Source organism: Algoriphagus formosus, assembly GCF_002807035.1.
Lineage (GTDB): Bacteria > Bacteroidota > Bacteroidia > Cytophagales > Cyclobacteriaceae > Algoriphagus > Algoriphagus formosus.
This window is the reverse complement of the sequence record NZ_NIUC01000001.1, coordinates 419489-444077: the sequence shown is the minus strand read 5'-3', so window position 1 is coordinate 444077 and position 24589 is coordinate 419489. Positions and strand designations below refer to the sequence as shown.

Genomic DNA, 24589 nt, shown 5'->3' with positions numbered 1-24589 from the left:
AATAGTAAACAAAATATTTTATGGATATCAAAGAAAAATTTGGGCAAAGGCTTCGAGTTCTGAGAAAGGATAAAGGTCTTTCTCAGGAAGAACTGGCAGAAAAGTCAGGCCTTAACAGACCCTATATCTCCGCCATTGAACAAGGAAAGCGGAATGTGTCTTTGGAGGTGATGGAGAAGTTGGCAGAAGCAATGTCATTGAACATTAAATCTCTAATTGATTTTTAAGGCCTTTCTTGACTTTATTTCAAAAACCTAATTTGCAAATTCAGTTTAAAGAACTGTCTTCCATCTTCTTTATAAATAATTCCAAAATTATGTCTTGTACTACTAGCTGTTTCAAGTTTAGTGTTATTGAGCAAGTAGTCTTCAAACTCATTTCGGTTATAAATATGGTAGCACAATATTTCTCCATCCTCTTTTACAACTAAATAGCCACCTGTTGCATCAAGTTCTCCTGACCAAACTCTTGATGGCATCATTCCCAAAGCGACGTCAGTCAAGAACCGTTTTATTTTGTAGGAGTAAAATGGATGATTTGTTTCAAGGTTGAAGTTTAGGGGATTTAATTTTGAAATCTCATTTACTAGATCAACCGTTTTTGAGTTTCCAGATGTAAAAAAGAGGCAAACTATTTCAGCAAGTATTTTCGGCAAGGCACTATCAATAAGAGTTAGATTATTGCCAAATATTGAGCTTTCTGTTTTTCTAAAGCTTAATGAGCCCGAAAGATCTTTGATTTTTTCTATCCTGTCCTTGATTTTGCTTCTTGAGCCAATTTTATTTATTTCCTCAATCTGAATATCTGATAAAACAGTCCCCTCAATCTCGTAGACAAAATTGGTTGTTTTACCTGCATTTAATAGGGTTGATGCACTACCAAGTTGGGATTTAATACTAAATCCTAGTTCAGGAGTTGTTCCTGTCCGTTGGTCGTGAATTACAATCTTGATGTCACTTTTTATAGAAGAGCTGGCTTTCAGGGAATGGCAATTAAATGAATTGATGAATTTCTCTATTTCGGGAATTGAAAAAGTAGCTGAAGTTGTTTCTTTCAGTTTCGAAAGGAGTAAAGTTGCTTTCTCTTGAAATTTCGAAATTGGAATTCTAAACTCTTCATTAAATCCTTTTATGATTACTAAATCACTGTCATAAGCGAATTCATATGTTCCGTATGATTCGTCTCGAAGTATTTTGACTACAGGGAAAATTAGGCTTTCAATCTTCTTTAAATCACTGTCTCCTGCAAAAAGCTTTTTGTCAGCTAATGTTTTTAAGAGAGTATATATTTCACTCCATTCTCCTTTATTTCCTTTTATCATATAATTTTTTCTAAAAATACTTCTCCGTGATCATTGGTTTCATACTGGATTAAACTTATAATATTTTCTTTTTCAACGGTTTTTCTTTTAGTTAAATAGTCAATTAACTCTGGAGTAAAATCTGTGGAAATATAAACTCCTTCATAGCTATTTACAGGTAAAAATTTACTTGCTGCAAAAGATTTCAAATAACCAATTAATTGAGAAATCTCATCAATACCAATCTTTTTATCTTTTTTTAATTCAAAAAATGAGTAATAATATATTCTGTCATTATGTTTAAAAGTTGCTAAAATATCACTTCTAAATTGCATTGATTTAAATACAGGCGCTTCTAGGATTAATTCATTAAAGTTTTCTAACCCAAGTTTTTTTCTAACATTGTTTTTTTCATATAATACGTTATACACAATGTACGCATGTATAACATCCTCAAGTATAGCTTTTCCTCTATTTGATGGAATTTTGTTAAAGAGTATTTCTGTCGGAATATTGTAAGAATATAAATCTTCAGGATCGAAATCGATTGCTTCTATTTTTGAAGTTCTTAAATTTCTCGTTCTTTTTGAGGGAAATTCATTTGGGTTGGTTTTAGGGTTATATTTATAAAATAAATGGATTATTTCCTGAAATTCTGAGTCAAATAATTGTCTTATTCCCCTATATGATGAGTTAACATCTCTTGATAGGCTAATTAATGAATCAATTTTCCCAGTTTCAATTAGGCTATAAAATTCAAATGAAGGGACACAGTTTGGGAAATGAAGTTTTTTTCTGAAGTTAAATCTAAATGGGTAAGACTCTTCATCATCCTTAAATAGGTTATCAAAACATATATATGGTTTACTTGTGACTTCAAATACTCCATGAAATTGAGATCGGGGGTTCTTTTCATAAAGTAATATGAGGTCTCCAGGTTTTACTGCATACAGATCCTTGATTTTTCCCCAAATCGTACCTCTATTTTCTGTAGGATTACCAACATTTCCATAAACTCCTTTATCGATTGAAGTTTTAACCACTTTCTCATTTGTAATACAAATATGAAAACCCATTTATTATTCAAAATCTAATTTCTTAATTATTTCTTCAGCAGTTGCCTTTATTGCTGGAACTGCCACAGAATTTCCAAATTGTTTATATGCAGAAGCATCTGCAACAGGTATTATAAACTCATCAGGGAACCCTTGGAGTCTAGCCCATTCTCTAGGAGTCATTTTACGAATTCCTTTTCGATTTACTTCTCCTTTAATGTGGGTAATCGGAGTAAAGTCTTCCAATCTGTCGTCATATACCAAGTTTCTTTCCCTTCCCATTCCTCCACATACTACAGCGTTTGCAGTTCCATCATCTGGAATAATTTCGAACCCAAACCCGTTTCCTTTACTTTCATGACGTTGCTTGTGTTCTTGAAGTGTTTTAAGGTATTGAGTTGATAAATAGTATTTTACAGAAACTGGTTCTTTCTCTTTGACATCCTCAAATGCTACAACCTCTTCAATAGGTTCTGGATATTCAAAATCATTTATCCCCAAACCTGATCTAAATCCTACAATAAAAATTCGTTCTCTATTCTGTGGAACTCCAAAATCTTTAGCATTGATTATTTGTGGATCTGGAACATAATATCCAAGATCTTCCCTCAGGACGTTCAAAATAGTGGCTAAGGTTTTTCCACGGTCATGATTCCTAAGTCCTTTTACATTTTCAAGGAAAAAGGCTTTAGGTCTCTTTCTTCTGATTATTTCAGCTACATCAAAAAATAGTGTACCCCTGGTATCCTCAAACCCACCTCTTTTTCCAGCTATTGAAAATGCTTGACAAGGAAATCCAGCACAAAGAATATCAAAATCATCAGGGATATAGCTTTTGGTTTCCTCTTTTGTAATGTCGCCAAAAGGAATTTCCCCGAAATTTGCCCTGTAGGTTCTTTTAGCTTGTTCATCCCACTCGCTGGTAAAAACACATTTCCCACCTAAACTTTGTAAGGCTAGTCTAAAACCACCAATTCCTGCAAATAAATCAATAAACTTAAACTTTGGATCTAATGGAGCTTTGAAAGGTACTTCATCCTGAAAATCGAAGAGTAGTCCTTGTAGAGCGTTTTCTGCTGCTTCTAACCCAACTTTATCACTTTCTTTATTTTCTAGAAATCTTTTTACCTCATTTAATGCTTCTTCCTTGTAAAAAGTGGATTCAGGAGTTTCAGAATTGTGTAAATAATGAGTTAAAGCTGCTTCTCCATAATCTAATGGCTGAACAGTTCTGACTTTAAATTTTTTACCTAATATTTCTTCTATTGTTATACTTTCTTTCAGCTTCATATCTTCTTTTTCCTCAAACTTATATTAATCTAAAATCAGATTTCTTCTTTTGACAATAATTGACACTTTTCCTACGCCAACTCCCTTAAGTCCACCGGAACCACTCGACTGACCCCAGCTTCGATCATGGTAATCCCATAGATAATATCCGTGCTGGCCATGGTGCGCTTATTATGCGTCACAATTATAAACTGGCTCTCCTCACTAAACTTCTGAATAATCTGGTTGAACTTGTCAATATTGGCATCATCCAGCGGGGCGTCCACCTCATCGAAAATACAGAAAGGTGCCGGCTTCAGCAGGTAGATGGAGAAGAGTAGGGAAGTGGCGGTCAGGGTCTTTTCCCCACCGGAAAGTTGGTTGATGGTCAGCGGACGCTTGCCCTTGGGTTTGGCCATAATCTCGATGCTGGACTCTAGGGGATTATCCGGATCGGTGAGCTTGATATCGCAGTCATCCTGCTCGGTAAAGAGGGAGCGGAAGACCTTGACGAAGTTCTCCTTGATCTTGTCGAAGGCATCAAGGAAGGTCTCCTTGGCGACCTGATCGATCTCGGAAATCGTGGTGAGCAGTGATTCCTTGGCCTTGACCAGATCTTCCTTCTGTCCTTGGATAAAGTTATGCCGCTCCTTGATCTCATCGTAAGCTTCCATGGCCATGGGATTGATAGGACCGATTTTCTCCAGCTTTTCTTTTTGCTTTTGCACCAAGGCTCTCAGATCCTCCTCTGCAAAATCCAAAAATTCTTCATCCAAGGCGGGATTTTCCTCCATCAGTTGATCCAGATCCAGTTCGAACTCCACACTTAGACGTTCCTTCATGGAAGTCATCTTCAGCTTGATCTCATTGATGCTTTGCTGTAGCTCCTGCAGTAGAAGGTCATGGCTTTCCTTGGATTTCTGAAGACTTCGGATCTTTTGGTCGGTTTCATCGATCAGACCGCGGCTGCTGTAGTAATCCTTTTCTGCCTCGGTCACTCCACCTTCGATTCCTTCCTTTTCGGCATACAGCTCGATCAGTTCCTCATCCTTCACCTCATTGTTTTCGAGCAGGCTCTTGATTTCGGTATCGAGTTGGGAAAGCTCCGCTTGGGATTTCTCGATTCGCTCCTTGGAGGATTCGTAGGCATTTTGCTTAAACTCAATTTCCTGATCCAGGCTATTGACCCGGTTGAGCTGCTGATGGTAGAGAATATTTTCCTGATTGTAGGCCTGAGACTTTTCGGAGAGTACTTGGGATTCCTGCTCCACTTCCTCGGTGAGGATCTCCAGGTCCTGTCCCAAGGATTCAAATTCCCCCCGCTCTTCGATCAGGGTGGGTTGGATCTCGGTCAGGCTCTCCTCCAATTCGGCGATGCGATCCAGAATATCCTCCCGCTTATTGGCATTGGAGGAAAGCAGCTCGGCGAGTTGCTCCTTTTTCGTGCGAACGGATACGTAAGACTGATTCAGCTCATTGATTTGAGCCTGCTTTTCTTCCAGTTCTTTTTTGAAGGAAATCTCCTTCAGTTTGGAGAGCTCGGACAGGTTCTTGTCCAGGTTGGCCCGGGTGGCAGAGACCTTTTTATTCAGTTCCTTGATCTCCTTGTCCAGCTTTTCCAGATTTTTGGCCCGACCGATTCGCTTTCCTTCGAAAAGCCCCACCGAACCTCCGGAAATGGAGAACTTACGCTTGGTGTACTTGCCGCTTTCTGAGATAAAGACGGCTTCGCTATCCTCCGGAAAATCCTTGTAATCACCCTGAACGATGTAGACATTGTCCAGAATGAAATTGATCAATCGGCTGTACTTGACATCAAATTCGATGATCTCAGTGGCTGCGATGGCATTGGAGAAAAGCTTGGTTGCGCTGGACTTAAATCGCTCAAAGTGCTCTAGAACAAAGAAATTAGCCTTTCCTCGGGATGCATCCGACAGCAACTGAATGGCGGCGATGGCCTGAGCCTCCGTATCCACCACGTAGTAATTCATATATCCCTCTAGGTAGTTTTCGATGGTCACCCGGTACTTCTCATCCGTCGTCAGCAAGTCAGAGAGTAGGGGCACATCCTTGGCCCAAGAGGAGTTTTTCTTTAGAAATTTGATGGCCTCCGGAAAACCTTCCAAATTTTCGACCAGGGATTTGGTCAGGTTGTATTCGTTTTGCTTGGAGTCCAGTTTCCGCGAAGTCGTAGTCAACTCCTCCCGAATCATCTCGATCAGGCGGTTGGACTCCTCGATCTTCTGATCATGGTCCTCCTGCTTGTTTTTGAGGAGTTCAAATTGCTTGTTTTCCCGACTGAGTTCCCCTGCAAGATCCATCATTCTGGCTTCGAAGTCCACGAGGGAAGCTTCCTGACTGAAATCATCCGAGGATGTCCGCTCCAATTCCTGCTTGAGGGTAGAGAGTTGAATCTGTTTGATTTCCAGATCCTTGTTGAGTTGGTATACTCGCTCCTTCAGCTGTTCGTACTGGGTTTGTAGGCTTTTTTGCTTTTGCTGCTTTTCAGTTTGAATAAGCTTTTGGGAATCGTAAGCTTCCCGAAGTTCGGAGACGATGAGTTCTTTCTCGGCGAGGATTTTATCGGCAGATTCCTTTTCCTGCTGTAGTGAACGAATGGAGAAACCGGCCCGGTCGTTGGATTTGCGGTCGGCATCGATTTGCTCCCGCAGTTTTTGGGAACGGTCCTCCAAAAATCGGAGACGCTCGTTTTTGATTTTCTTTTCCGACTCGAAGGAGCGGATTTTATTGACATGCTCATTGAGTGTCTTTTGCCGGGAGGCTAGAAGCTTTTCCTTGCTGACCAGTTCGGCTTTCAGCTCCGCCAAAAGGGCTTCCTGATCCGCTATTTGGGTCTGGATCTCCAGTTTGCGATCGGATTCATCCTGGATTTTTCGATTGGCATCGAGTAAAGACTGCGTTTGCTTTTCGATGCTTTTTTTGGCCAGATTGATGGATGCTGCCTTGTAATCCTTTTTGATCTCAAAGTATTTGGCAGCCTGCTTGGCTTGCTTTTCCAGAGATTTGAGGTTTTTCTCGATTTCGTAGAGCAAGTCTTCCACCCGGTCCAGGTCGGCATCGGTATCCTCGAGTTTGCGGAGGGTTTCCTTTTTACGGGTTTTGAATTTGGAGATTCCAGCAGCTTCCTCGAAGAGTTCCCGTCGGGAGTTGTTCTTGTCATTCAGCAACTCGTCGATCATTTTTAGCTCAATGATGGCATAGGAATTTGAGTTGATTCCCGTGTCCATAAAGAGATTGGTGATGTCTTTGAGTCGGCAAGTAACCCCGTTGATTTGGTATTCGCTTTCCCCGGAGCGGTAGTAGCGACGGGTGATGGTGACGTGAGTGTACTCGGTAGGGAGGAGGTTTTTGGTGTTTTCGAAAGTCAGGGAAACCTCGGCCAGGTTGGAGGGTTTTCGGTTTTTGGTACCGTTGAAGATGACATTTTCCATCTTATCGGAGCGAAGCATACGGGTTTTTTGCTCACCCAATACCCAACGAATGGCATCTACCACATTGGACTTTCCACAGCCATTGGGTCCGACTACGCCGGTGATACCCTTATCAAAGTTGATGACCATGCGATCGCCAAAACTTTTGAACCCTTTGATTTCCAGTTTACTAAGTAGCATCAAAAAAACTCCTTACGATTAAGCTTTCAAAATAGGTGGAAAGGATGGAATTGGCAAAAAAAATCAAATTCTGTTGTGTGAAGGAATAGGTTGGAATTTTACCAAAAAGGGCTGGGTTAAATATTTACCACAGAGGACACAGAGGAAGTGTGAGTGGTAAGTAGTAAATAGTGAGTAGTAAGTGGTGATTTATTGTACTAAGTACGAAGTACCAAGTATCGAGTACCAAGATTTTTTCAATGAATGGTTGGCTACAATAGCGCAAGTCTCCTGACTTGTGCTGACCATAATACAGTCTCCCGACTGTTTCTCTTTAACCACTTGCAGTCAGGAGACTGCATTTTGTTGGGTCCAAGCCTGCCTGACGGTAGGCAGGCTTGGACCAATTACGGGGCCCTTCGTGGTTAATTTAATTTTAAAGGTTATCCTGACCTCTTTTTGACGGATGTCAAGGTATTTTGAATCCAAAACTTGTGTTATAAACGTACTTTTTCAGATATTGGCAAGTGATCAGACAAGAGGCAACTTTTTGAATGGGTGATTTCAAACAATTTGATATTTCAGATTTCCTGAATGAGATTCAGGAACCTTTATTTTTATTTGATTCCGAGGAAATCATATTCTGGAATCGTTATTCTACAGAGACTTTCTCTAATCTTCCGGAAGATTATAAGTCCTGGATTCAGCAGGAGGAACTCTTAGCTCAATTGGCAAAATTCTTTGAATCAGGTGAAGTTCCTGAAAGCCGGTGGTTTAAGTCTTTGCAAACCCAAGAAGGCCAAATGCAGCGATTTGAGTGGTCTTTTACCAATTTGCCTTCCACTTACACTTCCAGATTCTTAATCGCCAAAGCAAACCCTATTCGCTATTTTGGAGCGAATACGGAGGAAAACTTTTTGTTGGATAGCAATTCAAAAGCGATGGAAGAGCTCAGCTACATGCAGAGTATTCTAAACAACAGCCATGATTTGATTGCAATCCTGGATGAGCACGGGAATTATAAATTTATTTCTCCCTCGGTGAGTGAGAAGTTGGGTTTTCCCGTGGATGCTATTGTGGGTAAAAACTTCAAGGATTTTGTTGAAGCCGGAGTCATTGAGCTGGTTAAGGGTAATTTCAAAGAGGCGCTTCACTCTCAGGATGAAGTGGCTGTTGATTTTTGGATCAATCGAGCTTCCGGTGAGCGGATTTATCTGGAAAGCTTTGCCAAAAACCTCCTTCACCACCCAGAGATCAAGGGAATTCTATTTTCCAGTAGGGATATTACGGATTTCATTTCCATGGACCGTTCGCTTCAGCAGCGCTATGAAATCGAAAATCTGATCAATCAAGTAAGTTCCCAACTGATCAATTCTAAGCTGAATAATCCCGAGAAGGAGTTTCAGTTGGTTTTGGAAAAGTTTGGACAGTTTTTGAAAGCTGAAAACGGCAAAATTTGGATCATCAACCCGGATAGTGATGAGTATATTTTACTGAACAGCTGGAAAAAGAATCAGGAGGCCAAAAGCCTTTCCATGAAGGTAGAGGAGGAGATTAGAGGTAGGAAAAACCGGCTCGAAAAAGGGATGGTGAAGCTACATCTTGAATCTCAGGAAGTCGGGGAAAACGCTGCGCTGTTGCTTATCCCCATGATTTTGGTCAATAAGCTTCGTGGAGTGATAGCCTTTGAGATTACGATCAAGAAGCTGGAATTTGAAGAAAAGCAACTTCAGATTTTCCGGCAATTGGGCGATATACTGGCTGCCGCATATTCTGGAAGTATTCTTGCAAAGCAAATTGAACGAAATGCCAGCCTTCTTGCCACTACGGAGCGATTGGCCAAATCCGGTTCCTGGAGGTACAGTACCCAAAAGGAATTGTTTTATATATCTGGAGGTTTGGCGCATTTGTTTGGTTTGGGGGATCAGCCTTTGACGGCGGAATTCACTACTTTGATTTATAAAATCGATAAGTCCACCCGCGCTGAATTTGTCAAAAAGCTCAAAAGGAGCATAAATGAAAAAAGTCAGGAATCGGGAGAATTTACGGTAAGAAGTGAATCTGGTGAGACTGTTTTCATTGAGTTTGAAATCGAAAGTCAGGAAAACTTCCTCAATAAGGGGGTAGAAGTAACCGGTTTCTGTACGGACGTTACTCATAAGCGAGCGACAGTAGAAAATCTTAAGCTTCAGTCACAAATTCTAGCTCAAGTCAGTGATCCCATTGTGGTGATCAATCTGGAAAGGGAGGTCATTTACCTCAATGAAGCAGCAATTCAGCTTTGCTGTCCCATTACTGCAGCTTCCTTCAAAGGATCAGTGGATGATCTATTGCAAGGAAATCAACGGCTTTCGGAAGTGATTCAAAAAATGGAAGAAAAGACTTCCTGGAGAGGGGAGTTGGATTTCCAAACGAAGCACACCAAACTTTCTCCTTTTGATGTATCTATTCAGGTGATCTATTCGCCCAACAAGGAAAAAATTGGATTCAGCCTCGTGCTTAGAAATCTGAGCGAAAAGCGAGAAAGTGAAAGACAGGCTACGCAAGCACGAATGATAGCTGAAAATAGCCCTGCCGTTCTCTTTCAAGTGGACCCCAATGCCAATTATCAGATTGAATACATCTCCGAAAATATTCAGCAATTTGGCTATGATAGTTCCGAATTAATTGCTCGTAAAGCTTCCTTTTTGGAATTGGTACATCCTGATGATCAGGACTATATTACCTCTTTAAAGGAAAAAGGAAAGTCAAATTCTGGAATCCGTTCATTTTCAGAGGAATATAGAATCATTTCAGCATCCGGAAAAACCATTTGGGTAGAAGATAAAACCTCCGATGTCATGGATGCAGAGGGGAATATCACCTTGCATCAGGGGATCTTCCAAGACATCACAGAGCGTAAAAATTTCGAACAGTTTAAAGAAGAAAAAGACAAGCAGTATCGCATGCTTGCCTCAAATATTCCCGGAACCAATATTTTCCTCCTGGATAGAGATAGGAGATATATTTTGGCAGAGGGGACCAACTTCGATTTTTGGGGATTATCCCGCTCGGATTTTGAGGGTAAGTTGCTCTCTGAGATCTCGCTTACCGAACAGGCCACGGTAAATCTTGTTCTTGATCAAGTCTATAATAATCAGGAGGTCGTCGAAACAGAATTTGAATATAGGGGCAGAAAATACCATCGAACCATCCGTCCTATCCTTGAAGGAGGAAAAGTAGAATATGCGCTGAGCATCATTCGAGATGTCAATGAAGAGTTTTTGGCTAAAAAGAAACTAGAGGAGTCAGAGGAAAAGTACAGGACCTTGGTGGAAGAGTCCACGGAGATTATTTTTTCCCTGACAGATTCATTTATCATCAATTATATCTCTCCGAATATCAAGCAGTATTTGGGCTATGAGGTCGAGGAGGTTTTGGGCAAAAGTATTTTTGAATTTCTACATTCAGAGGACTATCAGACATTTCAGGGGATGCTTTCCGAGTCCAAGGACTTCCTGGCCGAACATCAGTTCTTGGAATTCCGCCTTCCGCATAAAAATGGCGAGGTTCGAATCTTCAACTCAAACGGTAGGACGATCCTCGATAAGGATGGGAAATCACGATTGTATACTGGTGTAGTCAGAGATATTTCTAAGCTAAAGCAGGCTCAAGCCGAGCTTCTCAAGGCTAAGGAAAATGCAGAAGAAGCATCGCGGATAAAATCCCAATTCTTGTCTGTGATGAGCCATGAAATCCGAACTCCAATGAATGCGGTGATTGGACTTTCCCACTTTTTGATGGAGGATGACCCTAGGCCTGATCAGCTCGAAAATCTCAAGACCTTACAGTTTTCCGCAGAAAGCTTGATGGCACTGATCAATGATATTTTGGATTACAATAAGATTGATTCGGGTAAGGTAGAACTGGAATTGCTTCCGCTTGACCTTCGCAATCTATTGCATAGAATTATCCACTCTCACAGCTTCCAAGCACATGAGAAAGGCTTGAAGATCTCCTGTGAGATTGATGAATCCATACCGCAATTAGTGATTGGTGACCAAATCCGACTGGGTCAAATCATCAACAACCTGGTGAGTAATGCCATCAAGTTTACAGAAAAGGGTTCGGTCAAAATCAGTCTTCAAGAAAAAGAGCGGGATCCAAAAGTGGGAAGCCGGATTTTATTCCGCTTTGAGGATACCGGGATTGGAATTCCTCAAGAGAAAATCGGGAATATTTTTGAAGCTTTCACCCAGGCATCTTCCGAAACAACCCGGAAATATGGAGGGACTGGACTGGGTTTGGCGATTGTCAAACGTTTAGTAGAAATGTACGGTGGGGAGATTCATTACACTCCTAATCCATCGGGAGGTAGTGTATTTGAATTCGAGATTGCTCTTCAGGTAAAAGAGAAAAAAGAAGATAGGTCAACTAGTCCAGGTTTTACTTCGCTAAGAAGTTTAGAAAACTATTCGATCTTGGTGGCAGAGGACAATATGGTCAATCAGTTGTTGATTAAGAAGTTTTTGAATAAGTGGAATACAGGTCATTTGGAATTGGCTAATGATGGGCAGCAAGCCCTAGAATTATTCGAGAAGGGAGATTTTGATTTGATACTTTTGGATTTACAAATGCCGGTTTTGGATGGATTTTCTGTAGCAAGAGCCATCAGAAGTCACTCAGATGCCAAAAAATCACAGATTCCTATTTTAGCACTGACTGCAACTTCACTGGAGGAAATTAAGGAAGAGTTGAGCAAAATTGGCTTTGATGATTACGTTCCAAAACCATTTACGCCGGATCTTTTGTACGAAAAAATCTCAAAATTTGAGAGAAAAAGGAAACCTGCTTCTGATTAGCATGCATTTTGCCTTCAAAGGATTTACCTTCGTCTTTAGAAAAAGTCCCAATCTATGCGCAATTTTTTCAGAAGCTCCATTCTGATTCTATTGGTTTTTCAGCCGTTTTTGATTCTTGCCCAAGGCTTGGTGTCCAAGCGAACCAGCCTCTATGCCGTGATCGGTACCAGTGGTGCTGAACTCAATCAATTTAACCGGATGCTTAGCGATCGGGGGCTGTCCCCACTTCGAAATCGCTACCATACGCTTGGGCTTGGCTATCAAAACAGACTGAATGATTTTGTCTTTGGAGCCGAGCTTTATCACAACCGAAGTAATCAATCGGACTTAGACGGCTATAGATTAGGGCATCGATCTTCCCGTTTTTTGCTGAATGTCGGCTATGCCTTTACCGAAGAATCAAGATTTCAGCTCATTCACTACATGTCTTTGGGAGTTGGTTTTTTGAACTTTCAGATGCTTAAAGAAACTCAAGCTCAAAACCTCCCGGATTTTCTTGCCAATCCAGAGCGGGGATTTATCCTGAGAGAAAATGACATTCAGCGAGGAACGATGCGCTATGGTGACTTTTTGACCGAAATCGGCTTTCAACTCAGTTATGATTTTGATCTTCCCGGGAGAAAAGAAGCCTTGGCTGTGATTGCGAAATTAGGATATGCCTTTAGTCCAATTGAGGGAAAATGGACGATGAGTGGGATGTCATTCCAAAATGCGCAAAGTGGTGCCTTTCTAAGAGTGGGAGCGGGCCTGACCATTCCAGACCGTAATTTTTTTTACAAAGATGCCAGCATGAGCTTTCAGTTGGTATCAGGGATTCATTTCACCAAACCCAACACATTTAATTCACAGCTTGTTGAAGCAGGATTAGAACCATTGGAAGGCATGCCAAGAAATCTGGGCTTGAAGATCACTGGCGAAAATGAAAAGCTGCTCTATGGGGTGGAAGTCTTCAATTTGGCCATGGATGGAGACGCTAATTCTTTGAAATCCCATTCACTGAACAGTCTTCGGATTTATGCAAATGGCGGTTGGAAATTAATTGAGTACCGGAATATGGCCATTCATGGCATGGGAGGTATTGGCTACGGGAATATTCGCTACACTCTGTCCACGGATGAAAAGCCCGACTTTCCAGAGCTTTTTCAGCAGCGGGATTATGATGGGTATTTGAAAAACAGTGGCTTGATGGCTAAACCCGAGCTTTCTTTTGAATATGCCTACCCAATCACCAAGCGAAAGTTGATTGATTTGGTATTTACCACCTCAATAGGTTATGAATTGGCCTTGGCAAATTATCGACTGGCGGAATTGGATATGGCGGGCTTTATGACTGCGCCTTATGTGTCATTTGGCTTTGGTATTCGTCCTTGATGCGGCCTTGATACTTAGTTTTTAATTAAAGCTATGCTAACTAGTATTTTTTCCAAATAGGACTTACATTTGGGATGCTTATCGAGAAAGACTGAGGGAAGGGCCCTACGACGTCTTAGCAACCTGAAAACAAGGTGCTAATTCCCATTCCGGAATCGCCGGAAGAAGATGAGCGGAAAAATTTACCACCCGTATTTTTCTCCGTGTTTTGCTCGATAAGCTTTTTGAACAAAAAAATCTATGCAAAACAGAACGGAATTACTCCTTCAAGCAATTAAAAACAGAATCCTAATCCTAGATGGCGCCATGGGAACCATGATTCAGCGCTACAAATTGGAGGAGGAAGATTTTCGAACGCCTGAGTTGGCGAATCACCCCAAAGCTTTGAAGGGAAATAATGACTTACTGTCTCTTAGCCGTCCGGATATCATCAAAGCAATCCACGCTGAATATCTGGAAGCTGGAGCAGATATTGTCGAAACGAATACCTTTTCGGGAACATCGATCGCACAGGAAGATTATCAGCTTTCACATTTGGCTTATGAAATTAATTTTCAGTCAGCCAAACTTGCTAGAGAGGTTGCAGAAGAATTTACCAAGAAGAATCCTGATAAACCCCGTTTCGTTGCAGGTGCCATGGGGCCGACCAACCGAACCGCGTCGATTTCTCCTGATGTAAATGACCCGGGTTATCGAGCCATTACTTTTGATCAGTTGGCAGAAGCCTATGCAGAGCAGGTGAGAGGCCTTTTGGATGGTGGAGCAGATATTTTATTGGTTGAGACCATATTTGATACGCTGAATGCCAAAGCTGCGCTTTATGCCATTCAGGAGGTATTTGAAGAAAGAGGAATTCCTTTGGATCCAAAAGAAGGAGGAATTCCAATTATGATTTCAGGTACGATTACCGATGCTTCCGGGAGAACACTTTCGGGACAGACTACAGAGGCTTTCCTGATTTCTATTTCTCACGTGCCTTTGCTTTCTGTCGGTTTGAATTGTGCACTTGGAGCAAAAGAACTCAGACCTTATCTGAAAGTACTTTCTCAGAAAGCTCCTTTTTATGTATCCGCCTATCCCAATGCGGGACTACCCAATGAGTTTGGAGCCTATGATCAAGGCGCAGAGGAAATGGCCAGTCAGGTAGGAGAGTTCCTTCAGGAAGGAATGCTCAATATCCTGGGAGGTTGCTGCGGAACAACTCCCGATCACATCCGGGCCATGGCCACCTTAGCTGCCAAATATCAACCTAGAAAAGTCGAAGAGGAATTAGAAGAGGAGGAAAACAATGCCTAAGCAAGACTATTTGAAATTATCCGGACTAGAGCCGCTAGTCTTTTCACCCAATATTAACTTCGTCAATGTTGGTGAGCGAACCAACGTCACAGGCTCGAAGAAATTTGCCCGTCTGATCTTGAATGGACAATACGATGAAGCGCTTGAAGTAGCCCTTGATCAGGTTCGTGGTGGTGCGCAAATCCTCGATGTCTGTATGGATGAAGGGATGCTTGATGGCGAGGCAGCCATGGTGAAATTCCTAAATCTTATTGCTTCTGAGCCTGAAATCAGCCGGATTCCAATCATGATCGATAGCTCTAAGTGGAGCATCATTTTGGCTGGATTGAAATGCGTGCAGGGTAAGGGCATCGTCAATTCCATCTCCCTGAAAAACGGGGAAGAGGAGTTTATCCAGCAAGCAAAAACCATCAAGAAGTTTGGAGCTGCCGTCGTTGTAATGGCTTTTGACGAGGATGGTCAAGCCGATACCTTCGAGCGAAGAATTGAAATCTGCGAGCGTAGCTACAGAATTCTAGTCGATCGCGTCAAATTCAATCCACAGGATATCATTTTTGATCCGAATATATTTCCTGTTGCCACAGGAATGGAGGAACACAGGAAAAATGCCTTGGACTTCTTTTTGGCGACGAAATGGATAAAAGAAAACCTTCCCGGAGCCAAAGTCAGTGGTGGAGTCAGCAATGTGTCCTTTTCTTTCCGTGGAAACAATCCCGTCCGGGAAGCCATGCATGCAGCATTTCTTTATCATGCCATTCACCATGGAATGGACTTGGGAATTGTTAATCCTACCATGCTGGAAGTGTATGACGATATTCCTAAAGACCTGCTTGAGCGGGTGGAAGATGTACTTTTTGACCGAAGGTCAGATGCTACAGAGCGGCTTTTGGATTTCGCAGAGACAGTCAAGTCTTCCGGTAAGAAAGAGGCTGTGAATGAGGCTTGGCGCTCTGACCCTGTTGGGAAAAGGATAGAACATGCCTTGGTGAAGGGGATTTTGGATTACATCGTAGAAGATACCGAAGCAGCGCGTCAGGAACTTGTCAATCCGCTGAAAGTGATTGAAGGTCCTTTGATGGATGGAATGAATGTGGTCGGGGACTTATTCGGAGAAGGTAAAATGTTCCTTCCGCAGGTGGTCAAATCAGCCCGTGTGATGAAAAAGGCTGTCGCTTATCTCGAACCTTTTATGCCTTTGCCGGAAGAAGGTCAAGAGGAATCCTCTTTGAAAAAGATTCTTTTGGCGACCGTAAAAGGCGATGTGCATGATATCGGAAAGAATATCGTGGGTGTGGTTTTGGCCTGCAATAGCTATCAAATCATCGATCTAGGCGTCATGGTAGATGCCCAAAAGATCATTGATGAAGCGGTAAAAAATAAGGTGGATATCATCGGATTGAGTGGTCTGATTACGCCTTCCTTGGACGAAATGGTCAATGTAGCTTCTGAAATGGAGCGACAAGGATTGAAAATCCCGCTTCTGATCGGTGGGGCTACGACCTCAAGAATTCATACAGCTGTAAAAATTGACCCGGTCTATTCCGGTACGGTGGTACATGTCACCGATGCGAGTAAATCTGTGCCAATTGCTGGAGAAGCTATTTCCGAGGAGACCAAAGAAGTCTATCATCGACAGATCAAGGAAACATATCGACAATTGCGTGAAGAGCATGAAGCCAAGCAATCTGTGAAGCAATTGATTTCCTACGAGGAAGCGAAGGCTAATCCAGTGGCTATTGATTGGGCTGACTATGAGCCTGTCAAGCCAAAGGTACTAGGCAAAACCGTTTTGGAGGATTTAGATCTGTCTATTCTGAGAAAATACATTGACTGGACCCCATTCTTCAGTACTTGGATGCTCAGTGGTCGATTTCCCAAAATTCTTGAAGACCCTATTGTGGGAACAGAAGCCAAGAAACTCTATGCTGATGCTCAAGCCATGCTGGATCAGATTATTTCTGAAAAATGGCTTTCTGCTAAGGCTGTTTTTAGCTTATTGCCAGTCAGGCGAGAAGGAGATGATGCGACCGCATTTGATCCCAAGGATGAAAGTTTGACTTTGGGTCAATTCCACTTTTTGCGTCAGCAAGGGAAAAAAGGAAGAGGCGTTCCGAACCGCTCATTGGCAGATTATTTACACCCGGAAAAGCAAGATTACTTGGGATGTTTTGCGGTGACGGCAGGTTTGGGAATGGAATCAAAACTTGCTGAATTTCAGGAAGCTGGAGATGATTACAATGATATTTTGTTAAAGGCTTTGGCTGATCGTCTAGCTGAGGCAGCTGCAGAATATGTACACGAGCTAGTTCGAAAAGATTATTGGGGCTATGCCAATGAAGAACATTTGGATAATGATTCCTTGATCCGTGAGGAATATTTGGGAATCAGACCTGCTCCAGGCTATCCTGCTTGTCCGGAGCATTCCGAGAAGGAAACAATTTCCCGTCTTTTGGATTTAGAACGAAGCATTGGAATCACCTTGACTTCCAGCTATGCCATGTATCCGACCAGCTCGGTTTCAGGATTTTATTTTGCCCATCCAGATTCCAAGTATTTTGGCTTGGGAAAAATTGCTGAAGATCAAGTGGCATCCTATGCAGAACGAAAAGGAATCACCCAAGAGCAAGCTGAGCGCTTACTTTCACCCAATTTGGCCTACACGCCATCCACATTATTAGTGAATCAAACTGTATGAAGATTACCGATCACCTGAAAAACGCGAAATCCACGCTGTTTTCTTTTGAAATCCTTCCTCCTTTGAAGGGACAAAGCTTGAAAGAATTATTGGAGGGTATTGAGCCCTTGATGGAGTTTAAGCCTCCTTTCGTAGACGTGACTTACCATCGGGAAGAGTATATCTATAAAAAGCATCCCAATGGTCTTTTGGAGAAAGTAAGTACCAAGAAGCGGCCGGGGACAGTAGGAATTTGCGCAGCGATCATGAATCGATTTCATGTGGATGCGGTTCCTCACTTGCTTTGTGGGGGATTTTCAAAGGAAGAAACAGAAAATGCCCTTATAGATCTGAATTTCATTGGTGTGGAAAATGTCCTTGCCTTGCGTGGGGATGCTCCGAAGACTGAGGGTAAGTTTATCCCAGAGAAAAATGGGCATCATTTTGCCAGTGAATTGGTAGATCAAATCATTCGCATGAATCAGGGGAAATACCTGCATGAGGAGACTGAAACGAGTTTCCATACGAATTTTTGCGTGGGTGTAGCAGGTTATCCTGAAAAGCATTTTGAGGCTCCGAGCATGAAGTTTGACCTCAAGTACCTGAAGGAAAAAGTAGATCGGGGAGCTGAATATATCGTGACCCAGATGTTTTTTGACAATGAAAAATTCTTTGAGTTTGAGCGAAATGTTCGTGCTGCGGGTATTGATGTTCCAATCATTCCTGGCTTGAAGCCAATCACCACGCTATCGCAGATTACCATGCTTCCACGAACCTTCTTTTTGGATCTCCCTGATGCCTTGACAGATGAGTTGCTGAAGTGCAAAACGAATGCAGAGGTGAAGGAAATAGGAATCGAATGGGCTATTCAGCAGAGCAAGGAACTGGTCAAAGCGGGAGTTCCTAGCCTTCATTTTTACACGATGAGTAAGGCTGAAGCGACCTATAAAATTGCGAAGGAAGTTTTTTGATTTTGAAGAATTCCTTTCATATTAGTTGAAGTTTACAAAAAGAATATTTCAACTTTAAATGAAAAGTATTTTCTCCCTATTGATTATTTGTCTGATATCTTTTCCAGGAAAGGCTCAGGTTTTAGAGTATTTGAATGAATTTTCCGTTCCAATCATCAATACAAAAAAATATGAGCCCTCTTTTTTTAGAATCACTTCCGGAGATAGTCTTAAGCTTTCCGTAAAAACCTACTCGCTAGATACTACCCTTCGTTACGAAAAGCGCTCAACTCGTTTTGATTTAAACCAAGAATTCTCCAATACGGAGATTTGGTATTTTGAATCCGGAAAACGAAAAAAAGTATTGCAGTTTGATGCTAATACTTCAAAAGCCTATCAGGTAGATTATTACGAGTCTGGAGCAGTTAAAAGTAAAGTAGAGCAGCATGCGGGTGAAATACATTCGGAAGAATATTTCTCGGAAGATGGTGATTCGATATCAAAGCCAGTTATCATAGATGCAGATTTTATAGGGGGAATTGATGCTTGGAATGAGTATATATGGGAAAATTTAGGGTATCCCGTATCAGCCAGAAGAATGGGGAAGTCAGGGGTTGTATTGGTGGCGTTTACCGTAACCACTACTGGGGAAATGAAAGACGTAGAGGTTGTCAATCCGGAGGAAGTTTTCGAGCCACTAGCGAAAGAAGCACTTCGTGTGGTGATGAACTATTCAGGTAAATTTTCTCCCAAAACTATTGACGGGGTAGCTGTACCTAGTCAGATCATTATGCCAGTAAGGTTTCAATTAAATTGATTTCAAAAAAACTCCCCCAAATCAAAAGTGAAATGAGGGAGAAAAATAAAGCTTTGGAGCTCGGACTTAATACAAAATCCTAAATCGAATCGTACCCGGTATGGCTTTGAGTGCCTGAATAGCTTCCTCGGTGTAAGCCTTATCGATATCGGTGATTACGTATCCGATTTTCTCATTGGTCTTGAGGTATTGCCCCACGATATTGATTTCATAATCCGCCAAAATACGATTGATCTTCGCTAGTACACCAGGTTCGTTTTGGTGAACGTGAATGAGTCTATGCGCATTTTGAAGGAATGGAAGTTGGATATTGGGGAAATTGACCGAATTGAAGGTATTTCCCGTATTGATATACTCCATGATTTTACCGGGCACAAAGCGGGCGATGTTTTCTTGTGCTTCCAAGGTGCTTCCACCGATGTGAGGAGTCAAAATGGTATTGGGTAATCCAATCAATTCGGATACAAAAGGTTCACTGTTATTTTTTGGTTCTTCCGGGAATACATCCACTGCGCAGCCAGCTAGGTGACCGCTTTCAAGCGCCTCTTTTAAGGCTGGGATTTCTACCACATGTCCACGGCTCAGATTCACCAAAACCGCTCCTTTTTTCATCATTTTGATCTTTTCGGCATCGATCAAACACTTATTTTCTTTGCGTCCATCTACATGAAGTGAAATGATATCACAAGTCTGAAGCAATTCTTCTAGTGAATCAATCTTGGTGGCATTACCCAAAGCCAGTTTTTCTACAATGTCATAGTAAAAGACATTGAGCCCCATATTTTCTGCCAAAACCGACAATTGAGCACCGATATTTCCATAGCCAACAATTCCCAGTTTTTTACCTCGGATTTCAAAGGATCCCGTGGCAGATTTATCCCATTTTCCCTGATGCATGGACACCGACTTATCGAAGAAGTTTCGCATCAAGAAAATAATCTCTGCGATCGCCATTTCTACGACGGATCGGGTATTGCTGAAAGGAGCATTGAAAACGGCGATTCCTTTTTCCTGACAGGTTTCTAGATCTATCTGATTGGTACCGATACAAAAAGCTCCGATAGAAATCAGCCGATTGGCATTTTCCAGAACGCGCTTGGTAACATTGGTCTTTGAGCGGATACCTAGGATGGATACATTTTTGATTTTTTCGCAGAGTTCATCTTCGCTCAAAGCCGAACTCACCACTTCCACTTGGTAGCCTTCTTCCCGAAGGAGTTCAACACCGATAGGATGGACATTTTCGAGTAGAAGAACCTTGATTCGGCTTTTGGGATAGGAGAATTTCGTATTCAATTTGTTGATGTAAAGGATTTCGTCGAAACTGGGTGCCACATGGTCTGCTTTGGAGGTGACCTTAGGACGGTGGACATTCTCAGTGAATGCATAGAATTTATTGGCTAGACCTGAGGCTTTGATTTCATAATCGGTATATCCGTCACCAATCACATAAATATCTCCCGATAGATTCAGGTTTTTGATGGTTTCAGCCTTTCCGTTGTTTTTAGAGAGGGGATTGTCTCGATTGAAATCCACAATCTGCCCATTTTCATCATAGACAAACTCATTGGCAAAGACATTTTCCTTGTTGATTCCATAGTCTGCTACGATGGGGATAATAAAATCCTTGAAGCCATTGGAAATGATAAAAATGTCTTCGGCGTTTTCCTGAAGAAACTCGCGGTTTCTCTCAAATGACTTGGATACTTTCTTTTTCAGAGCCTTGATCAGATCACCGATTTGCTGACGGTTGGCTTTCAAAATGTCTAGACGCTGCTCCAAACTTTCCCTGAAATTAACTGATCCTTCCATGCCTCGATCAGTTATATCCTTGATAGCTTGAAGCTTATCATTGGAATTTGGGTCCCCTGCAAGCGAGATTTCCCCTAAAATATCCAGGGCTTCCACTTGAGTAAACGTACTGTCAAAATCGATGATGAATTTTTTGGTCTGTGGCATGTGCTGGTTTTTTCTTAAATCTTGGGTAAAATTAAGAGATTGTCAAAAAATGAGAATGTTTATTACCGAAAATGTTCCAAAACATTTTTGCAGTCATCAATTTTGCAATCAATTAGCAATCTAAAGGTCATTCTTTCTGCTGATAGTGACTATTGATACAAAAATTATTTCACTAGCTCAGGAATAGGCTGTATTTTTGAAAAAAATCAATCAAAACATGATGAAAAAATCATTGCTTGTAAGCATTCTAGCCGTTTCAGTTTCTTTTTATTCTTGTCAGAAAAGTGAAAACTCAGAATCCCATCATGATTCTGAAGGGCATCACGGTGAGGAAATGCATCATGAAGCTGAGGAATCTGCTGAAGCTGTCATTGGTGTGGCAGAGGTAGTTCCTGGTATGTATGGTGCAGCTATCGCTGAATCAGATGCTATTGCTCTTGCTGACTTAGTACCGGTGGTAGAAGAAAAAGGAACTTATGAAGGAAAAATCATAGGAGAGATCAAGGAGGTTTGTACCAAAAAAGGTTGCTGGTTGACCATGGACTTGCCAAATGGCGAAAGTATGCGCGTTACTTTCAAAGATTATGGCTTCTTTGTTCCAACTAATTCCCAGGGTTTCCCAATTGTACTGGAAGGTGTAGCCACCTTTACAGAGACCGATGTGGAGACGCTCAAGCATTTTGCAGAAGATCAGGGAAAGAGTCAGGAAGAGATCGACGCAATCGTAGCTCCTAAGAAAGAGATCACTTTCGAAGCTATTGGAGTCGTAATCATGGACAAAGCCTGATGCCCATAGCTTTGGATAATCTTCGTGTTGGAAGACGATATCTGCTTATCAATCAAGGTGAAGTCCGTCAACTCGAGATTATGGCCCGATTAAATGGGGATAATTTTAAAGTGAAGGATTTAGATACTCTTGAACTTTACACCATTGAAGAATTGCTTCGTTGGGGTAAGGGAAAGGATTACGATATTGAAGAAATAAGATAATTCAACTCAGCTCCACTTTTCTTTTGTGTGGTAAGTCACATTTCGGAAAAGTGGAGTATTTATTTTTGCGCAAAATTTAGAATAATACATGTCAAAAGGAATTGGTGGAGCCATTTTAGGAGGGAAATGCCCGCGATGTAGAGAGGGAAATCTTTTTCCGGTACCGATGTTCAGTTACCGAAAATTGACCACCATTAATAAAAAGTGTTCTGTTTGTGATGCAAACTTCCAGCCAGAGCCAAGCTTCTATGATGGGGCCATGTATATTAGTTATGCTTTTTCGGTAGCATTATTTATTACGGTATTTGTTGCTGTCACTGTTTTGGTCGAAAAACCGACTATCTGGACTTATTTAGGGACTATTGTAGTCTTGAATTCACTTTTGATGCCTCTGATGCTTCGCTATTCCAAGGTGCTATACCTCTATGGACTAGGAAAGCTAAAATACCGAGGAGACCAATCATAGGAATTTATTGGGCTTTAGGCTCAGAATAAAAAGGCTGATACTTGCCAGTGAAAGGAAGAAAAAGGCCGGTAAACCACCTATTACGGAAAGAATCCGGACTCCTTCTATTCCGGAGTAATTGATCATTACCCAAGAAATCAAGCCAAGCAAAACTCCCCAGAAAATCTTCAGGCCCGAGTTTACTTGGAATTCATCTTCGACCTTTCCTTTCATGCTAAGGCTAGCCATAGCTTCTGTACTGGAGTCTGCGGCCGTCACATAGGAGATAAACATTCCTATCCCAAAAAAGATGGAAAATGCCTTGAGATGCCCTAAATCTCCAAAAACCTGATAAATAATGGATTCGGGACCTAAGCTTTGCAAAGCGGTTCGGTAAGATTCGGGATCGTTCGCGGCTAGTTCCAGAGTAGTTCCACCAAAGATCCCCATCCAAGCCACACAAAAAGAAGCCGGAAGGAATAGGTTGACTAAGATAAATTCCCTGACCGTTCGACCAATAGCGATCTTTCCAAGAAACAAGGCTGTAATGGGCGCCCAAGCCATCCAAACGGCTAAATTAAAAGTGGTCCAATCAAAAGTCCATTGAGCTCCTTTTCCTGATAGTTGTAGACTCAGATCCGGAAACCAAGAAGCATAGGTCTTCAAGCCAGGCAGAATGTGGGAGAGAGGTTGCAAGTCCCATGAGATATAGATAAAGAGCAGCGCAAAAAGAGCAAAAAACCATAGATTAAAAAGTGATAACCTGCGAATACCTCTATCTATCCCTGTACTGGCAGACACCACGAATGTGGCTACAATTAGACCCATTACCAATAGCGTCAGCCACTGAAAATTAGCCTCAGGAAAGCTGCCTCTTAAAGCACTTGCCAAACTTAAAATGCCCGCTCCCAAAGAAGCAGCCATACCCGTGACAAGGGCAAAAAGGCTTACCATATCTACAAGCTTTGAACCTATGCTATTGGATTGGACTGGATAAAGGGGGACAAGCATTAAGCTTAATCGAAAGCGATTCTTCTTCGCATAATAGATCAATCCAAACAAAAGTGCAGGTACAGCATAGATAGAATACGGAGTAATACCCCAATGAAAGTATAAAGCGCCTAAAGCGAAGATTTTGCTTTTTTCACTGCCTGATTCACTGTTAAGATATTTGGGAGGAGAAAGAAAATGTGAAAGCGGCTCGGCACTTCCCCAGAATAATATTCCAACGGCGATAGTGGTACAAAGGACAATGGCAAACCAGGAAAAGAAATGAAGTCTAGGTTTTGCTTTCGGTCCACCGATTTTATAATTCCCCAAAGGAGAAAAGAGCACCCAAAAAATCAGGGCAACCATGATAAGCGATAAATAGCTGATGGGAAGCGAGAAATTATGTAGTATCCAAGCCTGAATTTCCTTGATTTCACCCAGAAAAACATCCGGGTAAAAAGTGCTCAAGCCCAATGCAAAAACCAATAATAAAACTGGTGGCCAGAATACTGATTTTCTGACGGGAAGATATTTTTTTAACCAATCGGGCATGAAGGATCAATCCAATTTTTGCAGTAGCTTGCAAGAAAGGGTTAATTTTGGCTAAGGCAAATTCTTTTCAACCTCAATAGCTAATCATGCAATCAAAAATATATAAGGCAGGTTTTTATCTCTTGGTGGTTTTTTACGGAGTAGGAGGGATCAATCATTTTATCAACCCAGAATTTTACATTCCATTAATTCCTGATTATTTAGGAGATAAAAGTCTTATCAATACGCTGGCTGGATTGGCAGAACTTATTTTAGCTGGAGGATTACTGATTCGCAAAACTCGCAAACTTGCCATTTACGGAATCCTTTTAATGTTGATAGCTTTTATTCCAAGTCATGTCTATTTCATTCAGATTGGAGGTTGTATTCCAGATGGTCTCTGTGCTCCGGCATGGGTGGGCTGGGTAAGACTAGTGATTATACATCCTCTTTTGATGCTTTGGGCATGGATTTACCGTGACTTTTGATA

17 protein-coding genes and 1 riboswitch are annotated in these 24589 nt (G+C 41.6%); of the genes, 11 read left to right on the top strand and 6 right to left on the bottom strand.

Translation table 11 applies throughout. From position 1 onward, the window contains the following. The first annotated feature begins 20 nt into the window (after window positions 1-20). Complete coding sequence (locus CDH51_RS02015) at window positions 21-227, top strand: helix-turn-helix domain-containing protein (RefSeq protein WP_100627015.1); 207 nt, start codon at window positions 21-23, stop codon at window positions 225-227. A gap of 14 nt (window positions 228-241) precedes the next feature. On the opposite strand, the gene CDH51_RS02010 is transcribed toward CDH51_RS02015, so the two are convergent. The 4 genes from CDH51_RS02010 to smc all read right to left on the bottom strand — a co-directional run bounded on the left by CDH51_RS02010 (window position 242) and on the right by smc (window position 7256). After that, the gene (locus CDH51_RS02010; protein ID WP_100627014.1) at window positions 242-1321 is read right to left on the bottom strand and encodes an HpaII family restriction endonuclease; all 1080 of its coding nucleotides are present in this window, start codon (window positions 1319-1321) and stop codon (window positions 242-244) included. Further along, entirely contained in the window at window positions 1318-2376 is a 1059-nt protein-coding gene (locus CDH51_RS02005) for an EVE domain-containing protein (protein ID WP_100627013.1), read from the bottom strand. Before CDH51_RS02005 ends, CDH51_RS02010 begins: the two co-directional genes overlap by 4 nt. A gap of 3 nt (window positions 2377-2379) precedes the next feature. Continuing rightward, entirely contained in the window at window positions 2380-3645 is a 1266-nt protein-coding gene (locus CDH51_RS02000; RefSeq protein ID WP_100627012.1) for a DNA cytosine methyltransferase, read from the bottom strand. Window positions 3646-3716: 71 nt separating this feature from the next. After that, a complete protein-coding gene (smc, locus tag CDH51_RS01995; RefSeq protein WP_100627011.1) occupies window positions 3717-7256 on the bottom strand; it encodes a chromosome segregation protein SMC in 3540 nt (1179 codons plus the stop codon). A 533-nt stretch (window positions 7257-7789) separates the two neighbouring features. Between smc and CDH51_RS01990 the strand changes: the two genes are divergently transcribed. From CDH51_RS01990 to CDH51_RS01965, 6 genes are all read left to right on the top strand, one after another. Next, window positions 7790-12076: a PAS domain S-box protein gene (locus CDH51_RS01990; RefSeq protein ID WP_100627010.1), complete on the top strand. Its 4287-nt coding sequence runs from the start codon at window positions 7790-7792 to the stop codon at window positions 12074-12076. A 54-nt stretch (window positions 12077-12130) separates the two neighbouring features. Beyond that, on the top strand, window positions 12131-13447 hold the full coding sequence (locus CDH51_RS01985) for a hypothetical protein (RefSeq protein WP_198514246.1): 1317 nt from the start codon (window positions 12131-12133) through the stop codon (window positions 13445-13447). A gap of 75 nt (window positions 13448-13522) precedes the next feature. Then, window positions 13523-13622: riboswitch (SAM riboswitch) on the top strand. A 65-nt stretch (window positions 13623-13687) separates the two neighbouring features. Then, window positions 13688-14743: a homocysteine S-methyltransferase family protein gene (locus tag CDH51_RS01980; protein ID WP_100627009.1), complete on the top strand. Its 1056-nt coding sequence runs from the start codon at window positions 13688-13690 to the stop codon at window positions 14741-14743. Continuing rightward, complete coding sequence (gene metH / locus CDH51_RS01975; protein WP_100627008.1) at window positions 14736-17438, top strand: methionine synthase; 2703 nt, start codon at window positions 14736-14738, stop codon at window positions 17436-17438. Before CDH51_RS01980 ends, metH begins: the two co-directional genes overlap by 8 nt. Then, window positions 17435-18388: a methylenetetrahydrofolate reductase [NAD(P)H] gene (metF, locus tag CDH51_RS01970; RefSeq protein WP_100627007.1), complete on the top strand. Its 954-nt coding sequence runs from the start codon at window positions 17435-17437 to the stop codon at window positions 18386-18388. The genes metH and metF overlap by 4 nt, the downstream gene beginning before the upstream one ends. A 58-nt stretch (window positions 18389-18446) precedes the next feature. Then, window positions 18447-19184, top strand: a complete 738-nt coding sequence (locus tag CDH51_RS01965; RefSeq protein ID WP_100627006.1) for an energy transducer TonB — start codon at window positions 18447-18449, stop codon at window positions 19182-19184. A 66-nt stretch (window positions 19185-19250) separates the two neighbouring features. Here the strand turns inward: CDH51_RS01965 and serA are convergent, their stop codons facing one another. Next, window positions 19251-21143, bottom strand: coding sequence for a phosphoglycerate dehydrogenase (gene serA / locus CDH51_RS01960; protein WP_100627005.1), 1893 nt, complete (start codon window positions 21141-21143; stop codon window positions 19251-19253). A 217-nt stretch (window positions 21144-21360) separates the two neighbouring features. Here serA and CDH51_RS01955 point away from each other — a divergent pair, with 217 nt between their 5' ends. From CDH51_RS01955 to CDH51_RS01945, 3 genes are all read left to right on the top strand, one after another. After that, on the top strand, window positions 21361-21930 hold the full coding sequence (locus CDH51_RS01955) for a DUF4920 domain-containing protein (protein WP_100627782.1): 570 nt from the start codon (window positions 21361-21363) through the stop codon (window positions 21928-21930). Further along, a complete protein-coding gene (locus CDH51_RS01950; protein WP_100627004.1) occupies window positions 21930-22133 on the top strand; it encodes a hypothetical protein in 204 nt (67 codons plus the stop codon). Before CDH51_RS01955 ends, CDH51_RS01950 begins: the two co-directional genes overlap by 1 nt. A gap of 88 nt (window positions 22134-22221) precedes the next feature. Further along, entirely contained in the window at window positions 22222-22599 is a 378-nt protein-coding gene (locus CDH51_RS01945; RefSeq protein WP_100627003.1) for a DUF983 domain-containing protein, read from the top strand. Here the strand turns inward: CDH51_RS01945 and CDH51_RS01940 are convergent. Then, window positions 22594-24120, bottom strand: a complete 1527-nt coding sequence (locus tag CDH51_RS01940) for a BCCT family transporter (RefSeq protein ID WP_100627002.1) — start codon at window positions 24118-24120, stop codon at window positions 22594-22596. The two genes, CDH51_RS01945 and CDH51_RS01940, sit on opposite strands and share 6 nt — an antisense overlap. 86 nt (window positions 24121-24206) lie before the next feature. On the opposite strand from CDH51_RS01940, the gene CDH51_RS01935 reads away from it, so the two are divergent. Next, window positions 24207-24587 carry a hypothetical protein gene (locus CDH51_RS01935; RefSeq protein WP_100627001.1) on the top strand — a complete coding sequence of 127 codons (381 nt, stop codon included), beginning with the start codon at window positions 24207-24209 and terminating at the stop codon, window positions 24585-24587. Window positions 24588-24589 lie beyond the last annotated feature (2 nt).